This is a genomic window from Treponema pedis, assembly GCF_017161325.1.
Lineage (GTDB): Bacteria > Spirochaetota > Spirochaetia > Treponematales > Treponemataceae > Treponema_B > Treponema_B pedis.
Map to the genome: position 1 here is coordinate 2484581 of NZ_CP045670.1, position 14072 is coordinate 2498652.

The 14072-nt window shown below is 32.7% G+C and carries 24 protein-coding genes; all 24 read left to right on the forward strand.

Annotated elements, in window-relative coordinates; translation table 11 throughout:
• Window positions 1–164: 164 nt before the first annotated feature.
• On the forward strand, window positions 165–587 hold the full coding sequence (locus DYQ05_RS11435) for a hypothetical protein (RefSeq protein WP_206183458.1): 423 nt from the start codon (window positions 165–167) through the stop codon (window positions 585–587).
• 59 nt (window positions 588–646) lie between these two features.
• On the forward strand, window positions 647–1183 hold the full coding sequence (locus DYQ05_RS11440; RefSeq protein WP_206183459.1) for a hypothetical protein: 537 nt from the start codon (window positions 647–649) through the stop codon (window positions 1181–1183).
• A 58-nt stretch (window positions 1184–1241) separates the two neighbouring features.
• The gene (locus tag DYQ05_RS11445; RefSeq protein ID WP_206183460.1) at window positions 1242–1670 is read left to right on the forward strand and encodes a VOC family protein; all 429 of its coding nucleotides are present in this window, start codon (window positions 1242–1244) and stop codon (window positions 1668–1670) included.
• A gap of 20 nt (window positions 1671–1690) precedes the next feature.
• Window positions 1691–2011: a TfoX/Sxy family protein gene (locus DYQ05_RS11450; protein WP_206183461.1), complete on the forward strand. Its 321-nt coding sequence runs from the start codon at window positions 1691–1693 to the stop codon at window positions 2009–2011.
• Window positions 2012–2098: 87 nt separating this feature from the next.
• Complete coding sequence (locus DYQ05_RS11455) at window positions 2099–2605, forward strand: HXXEE domain-containing protein (RefSeq protein ID WP_206183462.1); 507 nt, start codon at window positions 2099–2101, stop codon at window positions 2603–2605.
• Between the two features lie 306 nt (window positions 2606–2911).
• Window positions 2912–3412 (forward strand): YfbM family protein, encoded by a 501-nt coding sequence (locus DYQ05_RS11460; protein WP_252723564.1) that lies wholly within the window; start codon window positions 2912–2914, stop codon window positions 3410–3412.
• Between the two features lie 78 nt (window positions 3413–3490).
• A complete protein-coding gene (locus DYQ05_RS11465) occupies window positions 3491–4321 on the forward strand; it encodes a PrsW family intramembrane metalloprotease (protein ID WP_206183464.1) in 831 nt (276 codons plus the stop codon).
• A gap of 267 nt (window positions 4322–4588) precedes the next feature.
• Window positions 4589–5176, forward strand: a complete 588-nt coding sequence (locus DYQ05_RS11470) for an MBL fold metallo-hydrolase (RefSeq protein ID WP_024466415.1) — start codon at window positions 4589–4591, stop codon at window positions 5174–5176.
• Window positions 5177–5417: 241 nt separating this feature from the next.
• Window positions 5418–5810, forward strand: a complete 393-nt coding sequence (locus DYQ05_RS11475) for a hypothetical protein (protein WP_225969219.1) — start codon at window positions 5418–5420, stop codon at window positions 5808–5810.
• Window positions 5811–5882: 72 nt separating this feature from the next.
• Complete coding sequence (locus tag DYQ05_RS11480; protein ID WP_020966189.1) at window positions 5883–6332, forward strand: ASCH domain-containing protein; 450 nt, start codon at window positions 5883–5885, stop codon at window positions 6330–6332.
• Window positions 6333–6502: 170 nt separating this feature from the next.
• Complete coding sequence (locus tag DYQ05_RS14520; protein ID WP_353934603.1) at window positions 6503–6787, forward strand: DJ-1/PfpI family protein; 285 nt, start codon at window positions 6503–6505, stop codon at window positions 6785–6787.
• Window positions 6788–7262: 475 nt separating this feature from the next.
• The gene (locus DYQ05_RS11490) at window positions 7263–7682 is read left to right on the forward strand and encodes a nuclear transport factor 2 family protein (protein WP_206183465.1); all 420 of its coding nucleotides are present in this window, start codon (window positions 7263–7265) and stop codon (window positions 7680–7682) included.
• Between the two features lie 10 nt (window positions 7683–7692).
• Window positions 7693–8061, forward strand: coding sequence for a nuclear transport factor 2-like protein (locus tag DYQ05_RS11495; protein ID WP_252723376.1), 369 nt, complete (start codon window positions 7693–7695; stop codon window positions 8059–8061).
• A gap of 24 nt (window positions 8062–8085) precedes the next feature.
• Window positions 8086–8445: a hypothetical protein gene (locus tag DYQ05_RS11500; protein ID WP_024465436.1), complete on the forward strand. Its 360-nt coding sequence runs from the start codon at window positions 8086–8088 to the stop codon at window positions 8443–8445.
• Between the two features lie 53 nt (window positions 8446–8498).
• The gene (locus tag DYQ05_RS11505) at window positions 8499–9023 is read left to right on the forward strand and encodes a flavodoxin domain-containing protein (protein ID WP_024465435.1); all 525 of its coding nucleotides are present in this window, start codon (window positions 8499–8501) and stop codon (window positions 9021–9023) included.
• 23 nt (window positions 9024–9046) lie between these two features.
• The gene (locus tag DYQ05_RS11510; protein ID WP_020966193.1) at window positions 9047–9679 is read left to right on the forward strand and encodes a hypothetical protein; all 633 of its coding nucleotides are present in this window, start codon (window positions 9047–9049) and stop codon (window positions 9677–9679) included.
• Between the two features lie 280 nt (window positions 9680–9959).
• Window positions 9960–10178, forward strand: coding sequence for a hypothetical protein (locus tag DYQ05_RS11515; protein ID WP_020966194.1), 219 nt, complete (start codon window positions 9960–9962; stop codon window positions 10176–10178).
• Between the two features lie 169 nt (window positions 10179–10347).
• On the forward strand, window positions 10348–10560 hold the full coding sequence (locus DYQ05_RS11520; RefSeq protein WP_022524448.1) for a type IV secretory system conjugative DNA transfer family protein: 213 nt from the start codon (window positions 10348–10350) through the stop codon (window positions 10558–10560).
• A gap of 42 nt (window positions 10561–10602) precedes the next feature.
• Window positions 10603–10734, forward strand: a complete 132-nt coding sequence (locus DYQ05_RS14395) for a recombinase family protein (protein WP_290121744.1) — start codon at window positions 10603–10605, stop codon at window positions 10732–10734.
• Window positions 10735–10832: 98 nt separating this feature from the next.
• Window positions 10833–11081, forward strand: a complete 249-nt coding sequence (locus DYQ05_RS11525) for a DUF4368 domain-containing protein (RefSeq protein ID WP_206183466.1) — start codon at window positions 10833–10835, stop codon at window positions 11079–11081.
• 67 nt (window positions 11082–11148) lie between these two features.
• Window positions 11149–11523: a hypothetical protein gene (locus DYQ05_RS11530; RefSeq protein WP_024466427.1), complete on the forward strand. Its 375-nt coding sequence runs from the start codon at window positions 11149–11151 to the stop codon at window positions 11521–11523.
• Between the two features lie 58 nt (window positions 11524–11581).
• Window positions 11582–12190: a GNAT family N-acetyltransferase gene (locus tag DYQ05_RS11535; RefSeq protein WP_020966197.1), complete on the forward strand. Its 609-nt coding sequence runs from the start codon at window positions 11582–11584 to the stop codon at window positions 12188–12190.
• A gap of 68 nt (window positions 12191–12258) precedes the next feature.
• Entirely contained in the window at window positions 12259–12552 is a 294-nt protein-coding gene (locus tag DYQ05_RS11540; RefSeq protein WP_024466429.1) for a YciI family protein, read from the forward strand.
• 513 nt (window positions 12553–13065) lie between these two features.
• On the forward strand, window positions 13066–14064 hold the full coding sequence (locus DYQ05_RS11545) for an NADH:flavin oxidoreductase (protein WP_206183467.1): 999 nt from the start codon (window positions 13066–13068) through the stop codon (window positions 14062–14064).
• Window positions 14065–14072 lie beyond the last annotated feature (8 nt).

Genomic DNA, 14072 nt, shown 5'->3' on the forward strand with positions numbered 1-14072 from the left:
AAGAAAAAATCTTAACGGAAAAGAATAGCCTTTTGTGTTTGTTCTTCCTTTCCGTTCTTTTCCTTCCCTATGCCGACTAAAAACTTGAGGCTAAGCGGAAATTCAACAGTAGAAAAAAATGCCTTAAAAATGGTATAATTCTATAATAAAAATTTGATTGAGAGGTGAATATTATTATTGTAAATGATGATTATGCTTTATGGCGTCTATATGTGCCGATAATTATGGTAATTCTTCTAACGGTAATGATATATTTCCACAGGCATCATGCCCTTAGGTACCTATACGTTATCAATATATTTTGCTATTTTGCAGCTATATTTTCTTATTTTATTTTTATAAATCATCTTGCAGAAAAAGATGTTTCAACACAATTGATAAATGCCGTTCCATTCATTTGGCTAATCGGAATATTTGCGGGTTATTTTCTTTCTATTGTGTCCGTAAGTGCTTTTGTTATTGAATACGCACAAAGACATACATGGGCAAATGTGATACTTGGAATTGCCGTATTTACATTTATAGTTTTGTGCATAATAGGCGTGTATCTTTTTGTCCGTGGGATTTTATCATTGAAAAGCGGTTAATGTTACGAATCGGATAAATTAAAAATTGTAGAAGGATGATATAAGCGGATAAAACAAAAATGAAAAAATTTGAATTTACAGCGGGAACATCAAAAGATGATATGATTATGGGATTATGCTTTCCGGTAAGTATTATATTTCCTGTGTTGACAACGTATTTGCTGCTATTTTATTTGGAAATGTACGCTTCTTTTAAAACCTTACCGTTACTCTTTAAATTTTTTGTATTTATACCGGCACTTTATCTGACGTATTTTTTAATTAAGAAAGTTAGGAAAAATGCAGCAAATAAATTTATTGTAACTTTAGATAATCTCAGTATAAGAATCCGGAAAAATGAAAAAGAGGTTATGTCGGGAAAAATCCTGTCATGTAAAATAAAAGTTGTAAACGATAAGCTGGTATATCTGGATATAAAAACTAAAGAAGATAGTATATCATTTAAAGCAAGACCAAAAGAATATAAAACTATTACAGGGAACACATCGCTCAATCCTTTCGGAACAGGTACGGTATCCGATATGAAAACGGTATTGGCTTTGGGGAGACAAATAAAAAATACTATCAAAAATACTATCATTGAAGAAATGCCTTAAAAACGATATACTATTAGTAATTATTTAACAGAGGTAAATTTGAATTGAGGAGGTAACGATGAACAAGATTACTTGTATTTGTTTAGGTGTTAAAGATATGGAAAGGTCAATCAAGTTTTATAGAGACGGTTTAGGATATAAGACTGATTGCAGAGAAAATAATCCGCCGGTATGCTTTTTTGATACTCCGGGAACAAAGTTCGAACTGTTTCCTTTGGAACAATTAGCAAAAGATATTGATAAAAATAATCCGCCAAAAGGAAACGGATTTTCAGGAATTACATTAGCTTACAATGTTGAACATAAAGAAGATGTAGATACTGTAATTGAATTAGTAAGAAAAGCAGGCGGAAAAATTGTAAAAGAGCCGCAGGAAGTTTTCTGGGGTGGATATCACGCGTATTTTTCGGATTTAGACGGATACTATTGGGAAGTTCCATGGGGACCGAATTTTCAATTTGATGAAAATGGATTGCTGAAATTTTGATGATAAATCAGGAGAGTAATATGGCATCAAGCAAGGAGTATTTAAATTTCATATTAGAGCAATTATCCGAATTGAAAGAAATAACATACAAAGCGATGATGGGCGGATATATCATCTACTATCGTGGCAAAATCGTAGGTGGAATTTATGATGATAGATTTTTAGTTAAACCTGTTAAATCTGCAATAGCATATATGCCGAATGCAGAGTATGAGTTACCATATGATGGAGCAAAGGAAATGCTTTTGGTAGATGAGGTAGATAACAAAGAATTTTTAACCGGATTATTCAATTCAATGTATGATGAGTTACCGGCACCAAAACCGAAGAAAAAGAAATAAATCTCAGTTTTTAAAGATAGGTAAATCAAAAGTTATAAGAGAGGTGAGTTTGATTGAATGACTAATCACGACAAAGGAGATAAAAAATTGCAAAATATATTATGGCTGTTCCCTGTTATTTTTATGTTTCATGAGATGGAAGAAATAATAGGATTTAGGATATGGTTAGACAAAAATACGGATATTATTAAAAAATACAACAAACTTTCAATGCTGTGCGAAAATTTCAGTAATGAAGGTTTTTCGGTAGCCGTTTTAGAGGAATATTTGTTATGCATAACCGTAACCGGTGTAAGTATTTATTTTCGTATATATATTGTGTGGATTGGAGCGTTTATTGCCTTTTCTTTACATTTACTTATTCATATAATTCAAAGCATTATAATTAAAAGGTATATTCCCGCATTAGTAACAAGTATAATGCTTTTACCGATAAACATATTTTTAATAAATAAAGCGGCCCATACGTGTGGATATTCACTTATTGATATAGTAATTTCATCTATACTATGCGTTATTGCAATGTTGCTTAATCTAATGTTTGTACATAAATTGATGAAAAAGGTAACGGAAAGAGTTAAAAATAACAAATAAAAAATATAGAGAGTAAAACTTCAAAAAAATTGTGGAAAATGCTCTTGCAAGTATAGTTGATAAGGCACCGTAGGTAGAAAAAAATGCTTTAACATGGTATAATTATATAAATTGATTTAAGAAATAACATTAGGGTACCTCTAAAAACTCTGTTAGATTTTTAGAGGTACCCGACGAGTTTTTATTTAAGTCTTTACAATATAATGACTTAAATAAAAACATCGCAAATAAGCTTAAGGAAAACCTCTAAAAACTGAGGTTTTTAGAGGTTCCTATTAGTATTTTTTTGAGGTAATACAAATGGGAATGATAGCAAATTATCAGCTAATCAGTGACGAGCAATTAAAATCACTTAAAAATTTCAATGCGGAAGACGATGAGGTCTTCGAAGCAGTGGAAGATTGGAATGAAGAAGCGGAGATATTATGTGATTTAGACAAAATGTGGGACGTACTTCATTTTGTTTTAACCGGACATGCCAGTGATGATTCGATTAAAGGAAATCCGTTAAGTGAAGCTGTTGTAGGTGTGTCTTCGCTTGATGATGTAGAAGAGTTTATCGCTTATACGGAAAAATCAAAGATAGCGGACATCGTGTCAGCTCTTGATGGTTTTGATATAGAAAAAGCTATGGAAAATTTCAGCATGAAAGAATGTAAAAAAGCAAAACTATATCCTGATATTTGGGATTATGAAGAAGAAACCGATGACATAAAAGATGATTTAATGAATTGTTTTCAAAATATGAAGGCATTTTATAAAGAAGTGTTAGAAGCTACTGGAAATGTAATGGTTACGATTTATTAAAAATGGAATATATAGAATTATATTTAAAAAACAAATCTGATGAGATAAAAAATAAAGTGTGAAGGCGGAGGATTTTATATGAAGAAATTTATTAACAATTACGGACACAAGTTGCTCGTTATCATAACCGTAGCATTGATATTTGTCGGTTTTCGTGATTATTTCAGCCAGTTTGCGGAGAAGGACAAGGCCGCAGCATTATTTCCGGCGTTTTTGACTGCTTCAGGTACGGTGCTGTTGTATGCCGTGCCGATTGCATTCTTTATACGTTATTCGGTAAATAGATTAAAAGTATCCGGTAATGTGGTTTTGCTCAGCTTTATACTCGGATTTACATTGCCGTTGTATCTGGGCGGCGAAGGGAACTCGCTTATTTCATACTTTTTATTTTGCATAAAGGTGCCGCAGGAAATACTTGACAGCTGGGGAGCGGCTTTGACGGCACCGTTTACAGAGGAGATTGCAAAGGGAGCGGTCGTACTTTTGGTATACTTGTTATGTAGAGGGATTTCATTAAAAGAAGCTTTTGTGTCCGGAATGATTTCCGGCTTCGGATTTCAGGTTTTGGAGGATTGGGCTTATATTTTTCAGAGTACTTTCGGCGAGACGAACAGCGGATTTTCGATAGCCTTCGAAAGGGTGTCCAATGCTCTCGGCAGTCATACTGCTTTCGGCGTAGTGTTCGCAGTAGGCCTTATCGCTCTCATTAAAAAAAGTACTGCAATTTCCGGACTTAAAGCATTTGGCTTCATTTTAACTCCGGTTATAATACATTTTGTCTGGAATTCTCCGCTTGAAGGAGATTGGGTGTTTCCTCTGTTCGGAAGCATCAACTTAAATCTTGCGTATTATGCGTTTACGATTGTGGACCGTTTAGATGAAAATGACAACATACTAATAGCAAGATAATTTAATGGAGTTGCCGGTTTTACTTAATTTGAAACTTGCAGGATATAATTAAATTGATTTGATTACCGTTTTAGAATATTTAAAAGAATAAGGAAAAATAGACGGCTTTTGTATCTGTTCTTTTCCTTATCTATTTCTATCTAAAGATTTTAGAGTGAGTAAGAAATCCGGCGATAGAAAAATCGGCTTAAAAACGATATAATATTACTAACTATGTAGAGAGATAAATTAGAAGTTGTGTGGGGTGTGAGGAGAGAGAGGAGCGAGATGATAACTAAATTAAGATATGGAAATACAAACACTTTTTTAATTAAGGGAGATACCGGTAATTTACTTTTTGATACTGATTATGCGGGCACAATGCAGGCTTTTTATAAGGAAATAAAGAAGCATAAAATTAATCTTAGTGATATCACATATGTATTGGCATCCCACTATCATCCTGACCATATAGGTTTAGTAAGTGAACTGATGAAGCAAGGTGTAAAACTTCTATTGATGGACACACAATATCCCCATATTCATTTTTCGGATTATATTTTTAATAGAGAAAAAAAATTGAAATATGAACCGATAGATGCGGATAAGGCTATTATTTTCAGCGAGAAAAATAGCAGAGACATTCTTAAAGGTATAGGAATAGAGGGAGAAATTATATCTACAACAAGTCATAGTCCGGATAGTATTTCCTTGATTTTAGATGATGGTTCATGTTTTGTAGGAGACTTAGAACCCATTGAATATCTTGATGCGTATGATGAAAATATTAAGCTGAAAGAAGATTGGGAACTTATAATGAGCTACAATCCGAAAATGATTTATTATGCCCATACAAACGAAAAAGCAAGGAAATAGACAACTTTCGGTTTGTCGAACTCAAACAATTAAATAAAAGCAATAACATAGCGACTTACGAAACAGTAAATTAAATCGGCTTACTGTTTTTTCTTTTCTCGCAATTAAAAAGAAAGAATGAAAACGAATTAAAAAATTATATTGAAAGTTATCAGTACTTAAAAAAAACATCACTTCCTGATCTGAACTGAAAGAAAGTATATCAGCATTAAGAGGTAAGAACTACAATACAACAAGAGCCTTGAAAGATACCGAGAAGAAAATCAATGACAAAGTACAGCTTATCAACCAAGCAGAAAAATATTTGAAGCATAAAGACACCTACAAAGCCTATATCAAGCTGAAGAAAAGTAAACAGGATAATTTCTACAATGAGCATACCGCCGAGATTATTTTATTTGAAAGTGCAAGGAAGTATTTGAAAGAACATTTAGGAGAAAGCAAAACTTTAAATATATCTAAGTGGAAATTGGAAGTAGGCACTTTGAAGAAAGAGAAAAAGAACCTATACAACCAAATCTTAGAAATGCAAAAAGAAGTAGAGCGAGCAGAAAGTGTTAGAAACTGTATAAAGCAGTTACAGGAACATTCAAAGGAACTAACACAGGTAAAACGGAATGAGTTAGACCTATAAAACTGGGCTAAAATATGGTATAATATTATAAATATTGAGTGAAACAAATTAGAATTTGGGGAGGTGATTTAATTGAGCGATAAAGTAAAGGAATTTTGGAATAAATTTTGTGATGAAAAGAAGTTATCCAAAGATGTAAAATATGAAGCTTGGTGGTTTGGAAATACTAAAGAAATGGCTGATGAATTAGCTAAATTAGTTAATAGCAATGTTAAGACAGCTACAACTTCAGCATATGAACTATATGAAAGCGGAGAACATGTACCACAAGTAGGAGAATATAATATTATTTTAGATGGTTCTGGAGATCCAGTATGTATTACGCAAACAAAGGTAGTATATATAATGCCTTATTACTTAATTACACCGAAACATGCATGGCATGAAGGAGAAGGTGATAGAAGTTATGAATATTGGAGAAAGGTTCATGATGATTTCTTTTATCATGAGTATAAGAGCATAGGGAAAAAGTTTTATGAACAAGCACCTATGGTATGTGAAGTGTTTGAAAAAATATTTTAGCTAACTTCCAGTTTATAGAATTTTGGAAAATAGAATTTAAGGAGGTGGTAATTTATGAAAAAAACTGCAGTTCTAATATATGATCAGTTTTGTAATTTTGAAATAAGTGTAGCATTGGAGATTTTAGCATTAGAAAAAAGAATATTGATATTTTTGCAAAAACTAAAGATATAGTAAAAAGTGAAGAAGGATTAGATGTTTTACCAAATAAGATAATTAATGAACTGAATTTATATGAATATGACAGTCTTTTATTACCAGGAGCTCGTGATATTCGTTCAGCTCTAGAAGATAAAGATATCATAAACTTTATAAGTGAATTTAAAAATAAAATAATTGGCGCAATATCAATAGCTCCTATTCTATTTTTAAAAGAGGGTTCACTTATTGGTAAACCGTTTATGATAGGAGCTAATAAAATTGATTTATTAGAAGAAAATTTTACGTTAGAATAAATGAAAGAATGGAATGAATGCATAAATCAACCCGTTGAAGATGGATATATAGTGTCAGAGAACATTGTAACATCAGTTTCTTTTAATTTTGTGAAATTTGGACTAAAATTCTGGGAAATGATAGGTTTAAAAGTATCCCATAAAACTTTTGGTATTGGTTTTTAAAATATAATATATTCTAGACAACTTCCGGTTTATCCAATTCAAACAATTAAATAAAAGCTATAACATAGCAATTCAAAAAACAGTAAATCAAAAGCGCTTTACTGTTTTTTTTGTTACTCGCAATTAAACAAAAAGAATGACCTACGAAAAGAAGTAGAACAAGCTGAAACTGTTAGAGGCTGCATAGAGAAATTACTGCAAGAAAACAGAGAGCTAACACAGGTAAAGAGGAATGAGTTAGACCTGTAAAACTAATTGAAAATATGGTATAATATTAAATAAGCATTTGATTTTGGAGGTGTTTAAAATTATGAATGAAAAAGAGAAAATCATTCGTTTATGGTTTGATATGTGGCTTACACAACAAGACTTAGGAATAGATGATATTTTTTCGGATGATGTAATTTATATTGAGAGTTGGTGTCCTAAGTATGAAAATCGGCAAATCGTAAAGCATTGGTTTAATGAGTGGAATACAAGAGGAAAAGTATTTGAATGGGATATAAAGCAATTTTTTCATAAGGATAATCAAACTATTGTAGAATGGCACTTCAAAAGCAAAATGAATGAGGGGAAAGTTGAAGAGTTTGACGGTATCTCGTTGATTGTTTGGACAGCCGATAATAAGATAAAAGCATTAAAAGAGTTTGGTTGTAATTGCAATAACTACAATCCTTACAAAGAGAGTGAAACGCCTTTATTTAGAGAAGAAAAAGTAAATTGGTTTTGAGGTGATTACCATGGATATAGATAGATTTTTCAAAACGGTTTTATCACAAAATGCGGAAGAACTTAGGAATTTTTTCAAAAAAAATGTCGTTATAAAATGGCATTACACAAATGAGTTTTTTACCTTAGATGAGTATATAAGGGCAAATTGTGAATATCCGGGGAATTGGAACGGAAAAATAGAGAGAGTTGAAGAAAATGAAGATATCATTATTTTAGCTTGTCGAGTTTTTCCGACAGATAATAGCGAGTCTTTTCATGTAGTAAGTTTTATCCATCTTGAGGATAATTTGATTATTGATATGGATGAATATTGGTCTGATGATGGATTGGCACCGGAATGGCGTAAGAAAATGAAAATTGGGAAACGCATTAGGTAAATGATAATTTGTGGAGGTGATAGCATGAAAAGAATTAACAGGACCGGTTTGTTGTCATTATTTATACTGCTTATTTCGTTTATCATTATCAGATATGCATTATTTGAAATACACGGGATGAAGCAAATTCCTCTTATATTGTTTTTGCCCATTTTTTTAGCAATGATTATTTTTTGCTTCACGAAATTGAAAATAATACCATTTGTATTTGCCGTTTCATATCCAATCGGATTTGTATTGGGAAATATGTTTCAAACCTATGGTATTGATGCCGGTGGCGGAGCAACAAGTAATATGTGGATAATATGGACGAGTGTCATCATTGCAATGATAATTATTTCCGTGATAACAGAATTGATAAATAGAAATAAGTCAAAAAATTAGAACACAAATCTAAGTCCGTAGAGATAGGTAAATTGGAATTTATGGAGGAATTTATGAACGGAATAATCCTATATCAATCAAAATATGGAGCTACAAAGAAATATGCAAATTGGATTTCAGAAGAAACAGGTTTTTCTTGTGTTGAAACGAAAAAAGCAGTAATTAACGATATCCTAAACTATGATATAATTATTTTCGGCGGCGGATTATATGCTTCTGGAATTGCCGGTTTGTCATTTCTGAAAAAGAATATAAAGCAGTTATCAAATAAGAAGTTAATTGTATTTTGTTGTGGTGCTTCCCCGTATGAAGAAAATGCATTTCAACAAATCAGATCGCATAACATGAAAGGTACATTATCTGATATTCCTGTCTTTTACTGTCGGGGGGCGTGGGATATGGATACAATGTCATTCAGGGATAGAACATTGTGTAATTTACTTAGGAAGGCTGTTGCAAAGAAAGCTCCTGCTGATTACGAAATATGGGAAAGGGCATTAATGGCAGCCGAAGATAAAAAATGTGACTGGACTGATAAGAAATATATCGAACCAATAATTGAGTGTATTAATCAATAACTCCCAGTTTACAGGTATGTACTATGCAAAAAATAGATAATGACGCTTTCTATGAATTTATAAAACAATATGATTCGGATACCGAATATCATTTAGTCGGTGAGGTTGACTATCATTTATTATGTGATGATAAGCCTTATGAGGAGATGAAATCTCATAGGGAAGCATTGCGTGTTGTCTTTGACCGGCTGGTTGAAAAAAGCATAGAGAATAAAGAAAACGCACGAATAATGTTTGGTGATAACCTTGCTGATAAATTGCACCCTTTGGTTTATGACATTGATAAGGCGCAACCGACGCCGCTGAATCCACATGATTTTTTCTACTGTCCGAATATTGTAAAGATTGATTATTATGGCAACGTTTTTTATGATGCTGAGTGGAAACCAAACGACGAGAACTTTGGAACTACGGTTCCTTACCGGTATGCATTGATGGAACCGGTGCACGGCAGAAGAAACAAGCCGGAAGATTTTAAAAAAGTGAATGAAGCTTTGTTTCCAAACGGTACCGATGCACTTGATATCTATGAATGGACAACAGACTGGTCTGATTTTTTTGATGCCGGGCATGAATGGTATGGAGCATGCTGCTGGAGTGTCTATGATAAGACTCTAAACAGATATGTAGTAATGCTCGTATCGGCAACAGACTGACAAATTACAGCTTGTCTAAATGAATGTAGTAATTTAAGAAACGGTAAATTAAAAGCGGTTTACTGTTTTTTCTTTGCTCGCGATTAAACAGAAAGAATGACCTGCGAAAAGAAGTGGCACAAGCTGAAAGTGTCAGAAGCTGTATAGAAAAATTATTGCAAGAAAACAGGGAACTAACACAGGTAAAGAAGCAAGAGTTAGGGTTGTAAAACTAAGTAAAATATGATATAATACCAAAAGTTTCTAGTGAAACAAATTAGAACTTGTTGAGGAGATATTTATGGATAAGAATAAAACAATAGCAATATGCTTTTTTGTAGGTGCTATATGCTTTTTTATAGGTGCAATAAGCTTTTTTGCGGCTACGGTTATAACAAATAGAAATATTATGGCTACAATTTTTCTATGTTTAGGGTCATCATTTATAGCTATTGGAGGATCTTTTTTAAATAAAGATAAGAATAAAGATGACGATAATTCTTCTAATCAAGAAAAATAAATTGATAAATCTCAGTTTGTCTAATTGAATAGAACAATTTTAGAAACAGTAAATCACAAAGGTTTGCTGTTTTTTCTTATTTATTTTTTCAAAATAAAAGCGTCAATAAATCAAAAAAGGTACTTGACAAAACGCTCTCTGGGGAACGAAGAAGGATATTGAGCCGTATATGGATGAAAAGTTTCAAAACAATATCCTGCTTACGCAAACAGAACGATTAACCATGAATGGCAGACCGGCTAATCCTAAATATGCTCGTAACAAAAATGTATTGGTTATCGGTGGCTCAGGTTCCGGCAAGACGAGATTTTATGTAAAGCCGAACCTAATGCAAATGCACTCGTCATATTGTGTTACAGATCCTAAAGGATTAACCTCTTAGGGACAGAGAAAATAATAAAAACTTGGAAAGGAGGTAATTCTCATGTCAAATACGAAAAGAACAGGACAAACAGCCCTTTATGAGCGTTTAAGTCGTGATGATGAAATGCAAGGAGAAAGTAATTCCATCACCAATCAAAAGCAACTACTTGAAAGCTATCCCAAAGCTATATGAAGACCATGTACTTGATAAAATTCCTGTAAAAAACTTTGATAGATTATTTAATACCTATGATACGGAGCAACAAAACTTAGAAAAGCAAATACGGTATTTTGAACAAGAAATGGAAAACTCATCAGAGAAAAGTTGACACCGATAAATTCCTAAAAATGATAGAAAAATATACCGATATTGAAGAACTGACAGTACCGATGATAAATGAATATATAGAAAAAGTTGTAGTTCATGAAGCAACAGGAGGAAGAAAAGGCAAAGACCGAAAACAACAAGTTGATGTTTACTTTAACTTTATAGGAAACTGTCAAGTACCACAGAAAGTTGATATAGAAAAAATGGCTTAAAAATGGTATAATATAACAAATTTGTAACTGAAATTTTTTGTATTTTACGAAGGGAGAATATTGATTTATGTTTTCAATATTAGGTGCAGTATTATTTGGAGTTATAGCAACTATGACAGTTCTTGTTGCTTGCGGTTTGCCTTTGGGCGAATTTACAATGGGCGGGCAACATAAAATCTTACCTAAGAAATTTAGAGTTGTGGCAGTCATTTCGGTGGCTATCCAAATTTTTGCAATGATAATTATTTTGCAAGCCGGAGGTTTTATTTCCTTGTGGTTGTCTTTTAAGGTTACTAAATATATTTGTTTTTTCTTTGCCGCTTACCTATCTTTGAATACTATTATGAACATGATTTCAAAAAGTAGGAAAGAAAAATATGTTATGACTCCGCTTTCACTTATAGCCGGAATATGTTTTTGGATAACGGCATTTCAAATGTAGTATGTAAAATGAGAATAATCTACAGTGCGTTAAATTAGAATTTTTGGAGATAGATTATATGGAATTTAGAGATGCAAAACCACAAGATTATGAGGGGATTGTTCATTGTATTTATCATGGGTTCGAACATCATTTTAAGCATTTTAATACAAGCGAAACCTCAATAAAAAAGTTGCTGTTGAATATACTAAGGTTGAATCAGTTTAAAGTTGTTTTAGACAATGGACAAGTGATAGCGTGTTGTGGTATTGGAGAAGGCGGAATTCGACTTTATAAGAAAGACAAAAGTATTTTTCGTCAAGAATTTGGATTTATCAAGGGGACAATTATGGGGATAACACTTTATCAAATTTTAGGAAAACCATATAAAGTGGATCCTAATTGTGGATACTTTGAGTTTGTAACGATATTGAATAGTTATCGTGGTCGAGGTATTATGAAACAGTTTTTAAACTGGATTATGGAAAAAAAAGAACACCCTTGTTTTATGCTTGATGTAGCAAATAACAATATTGTAGCAATTGAACTTTACAAAAGTTTAGGATTTGTAGAAACTCATCGAGTAAAAGAGAAATTTTCTAAACAAGCAGGATTTGAATATACGATATTTATGAAATCAAAGGGATATATTTCGAGTAACTCGATAACTCCCAGTTTGTCGAAATGAAATAATTAAATAAAAACTATACCATATCAACTTCCGAAATAGTAAATTAAAAAGGAGATGTATTAAAGATGAAAAAATATGTAGTTATATTAAGTGGAAAAAAGAAAAACACTCTTACGGATAAATTGTTGAACGACCATGTGGCACATCTAAAGGAAATAAATAGAAGGGGACAATTGTTATTATGCGGACCTTTAGTAGATAGTGATAAAGCTATTAAAATAATAAATGCAAATTCAATGGAAGAAGCATTAAAAATTGCAAATAGCGACCCGTTCATTATTCATTCTTATTATCCAAACATTGAGGTCTTAGAACTTGAAGAAGCTAATGAAGAAAACGAATACTTGCTTAAAATTTAATAATTACATTTTCGCATAAGGTATCACAAAACTTATGAAACAGTAAATCAAAGCAGTTTACTGTTTTTTTTGCTCAAAATTAAAAAGAAAGTGCAAGTACAATGAAAAATATGGAAGGAAAAAATCTTAACGGCAAAGAATATCCTTTTTTGTGCGCACTCTTCTTTTCCGTTCTTTCCCTCACCTATTTCTATTTAAAGATTTAAGAGTGAGTAAGAAATCAAACGGTAGAAAAAATGCCTTAAAAACGGTATAATATTATCAAGTGCTTATAGAAATAAATTTGAAGATTATGGGAGAGAAAATAATGAACGGTTTAGTTAGATTTTTAAAAGATAAAACAAGTGATAAAATACTTCCGTAAAATATTATTAATGTATTTAAGCCGATGTGCAGCGCGCCGCTTGAAAAAAATATGATTTTATTTAAAACATAAATATTTAAAAGTAAAAATATATTATGACAAAACATAAATTGATAAATTATAATTTGTATTAGAAAGAAGGAAAACAAATGCTCATAAATCAACCGCTTGAGATTAACCGTAAAATACTAAGAAATAGAATTGTTATGCCGCCTATGGCAACCGGAAAAGCCGTTTATGGAATGCCGTCTGAAACGCAAATTGATTATTACAAAGAACGGGCAAAGGCTACCGCGATGATTATAGTTGAGCATGAGTATGTTTCACCGGAAGGAATGGCATCAAAAGGACAGCTTTCCATGGCTGACGATTCGGTTATCAAAGGATATAAAAAACTTACGGAGACCGTTCATGAGGAGGGAGCCATGATTTTAGCACAAATAAGTCACGCAGGCGGTATCGCAAGAGATACGGAAGATATACCTATCGCACCGAGTCAAATAGTGGTAAGAGCTAATATGCCGACACCGAAAGAAATGACAAAGGAGGATATAAACAGACTAATTTATGCTTTTACAGATGCTGCTGTAAGAGCACAAAAAGCAGGTTTCGACGGCGTTGAAATTCATGCGGCACACGGCTATCTATTGAACCAGTTTTATTCTCCTCTTACCAATCACAGAACAGATGAATATACGGGAAGCACTATGGAAGGGCGAACCAGATTTCATATAGAAATTATCAAGTCTATGCGAAAAGCAGTCGGTAACAACTTTATTGTGGCACTTCGCTTTGGTGCATGTGATTATATGAAAGGCGGAAGTGAGATAAAAGATATTCCTGCGGCAGCACATATTTTTGAACGGAATGGCATTGATTTTCTTGATATTTCAGGCGGTCATTGCGTTTATACCGTCAAAGGAAAGACGGAACCGGGATGGTTTGCTGAGTTAAGTAAGCCTGCAAAACAAGCAGTCAAGATACCGGTTATGCTCACAGGCGGTATCAAGACAGGCGAAGATGCTGAAAATTTATTGAAAGAGCATGCAGCGGATTTAATAGGAGTCGGAAGAAGTATGATGCAAGATGCAAAATGGACACAGAAAGCGCTTGCCGAACTTCACTGGATATCGGATATTTTAACTTGAGGAGAGAT

Coding starts and splice junctions, on each gene's coding strand:
- DYQ05_RS11440 (WP_206183459.1), top strand. CDS start 647: ATGAAAAAATTTGAATTTACAGCGGGAACATCAAAAGATGATATGATT.
- DYQ05_RS11445 (WP_206183460.1), top strand. CDS start 1,242: ATGAACAAGATTACTTGTATTTGTTTAGGTGTTAAAGATATGGAAAGG.
- DYQ05_RS11450 (WP_206183461.1), top strand. CDS start 1,691: ATGGCATCAAGCAAGGAGTATTTAAATTTCATATTAGAGCAATTATCC.
- DYQ05_RS11460 (WP_252723564.1), top strand. CDS start 2,912: ATGATAGCAAATTATCAGCTAATCAGTGACGAGCAATTAAAATCACTT.
- DYQ05_RS11465 (WP_206183464.1), top strand. CDS start 3,491: ATGAAGAAATTTATTAACAATTACGGACACAAGTTGCTCGTTATCATA.
- DYQ05_RS11470 (WP_024466415.1), top strand. CDS start 4,589: ATGATAACTAAATTAAGATATGGAAATACAAACACTTTTTTAATTAAG.
- DYQ05_RS11490 (WP_206183465.1), top strand. CDS start 7,263: ATGAATGAAAAAGAGAAAATCATTCGTTTATGGTTTGATATGTGGCTT.
- DYQ05_RS11495 (WP_252723376.1), top strand. CDS start 7,693: ATGGATATAGATAGATTTTTCAAAACGGTTTTATCACAAAATGCGGAA.
- DYQ05_RS11500 (WP_024465436.1), top strand. CDS start 8,086: ATGAAAAGAATTAACAGGACCGGTTTGTTGTCATTATTTATACTGCTT.
- DYQ05_RS11505 (WP_024465435.1), top strand. CDS start 8,499: ATGAACGGAATAATCCTATATCAATCAAAATATGGAGCTACAAAGAAA.
- DYQ05_RS11510 (WP_020966193.1), top strand. CDS start 9,047: ATGCAAAAAATAGATAATGACGCTTTCTATGAATTTATAAAACAATAT.
- DYQ05_RS11515 (WP_020966194.1), top strand. CDS start 9,960: ATGGATAAGAATAAAACAATAGCAATATGCTTTTTTGTAGGTGCTATA.
- DYQ05_RS11520 (WP_022524448.1), top strand. CDS start 10,348: ATGGATGAAAAGTTTCAAAACAATATCCTGCTTACGCAAACAGAACGA.
- DYQ05_RS14395 (WP_290121744.1), top strand. CDS start 10,603: ATGTCAAATACGAAAAGAACAGGACAAACAGCCCTTTATGAGCGTTTA.
- DYQ05_RS11530 (WP_024466427.1), top strand. CDS start 11,149: ATGTTTTCAATATTAGGTGCAGTATTATTTGGAGTTATAGCAACTATG.
- DYQ05_RS11535 (WP_020966197.1), top strand. CDS start 11,582: ATGGAATTTAGAGATGCAAAACCACAAGATTATGAGGGGATTGTTCAT.
- DYQ05_RS11540 (WP_024466429.1), top strand. CDS start 12,259: ATGAAAAAATATGTAGTTATATTAAGTGGAAAAAAGAAAAACACTCTT.
- DYQ05_RS11545 (WP_206183467.1), top strand. CDS start 13,066: ATGCTCATAAATCAACCGCTTGAGATTAACCGTAAAATACTAAGAAAT.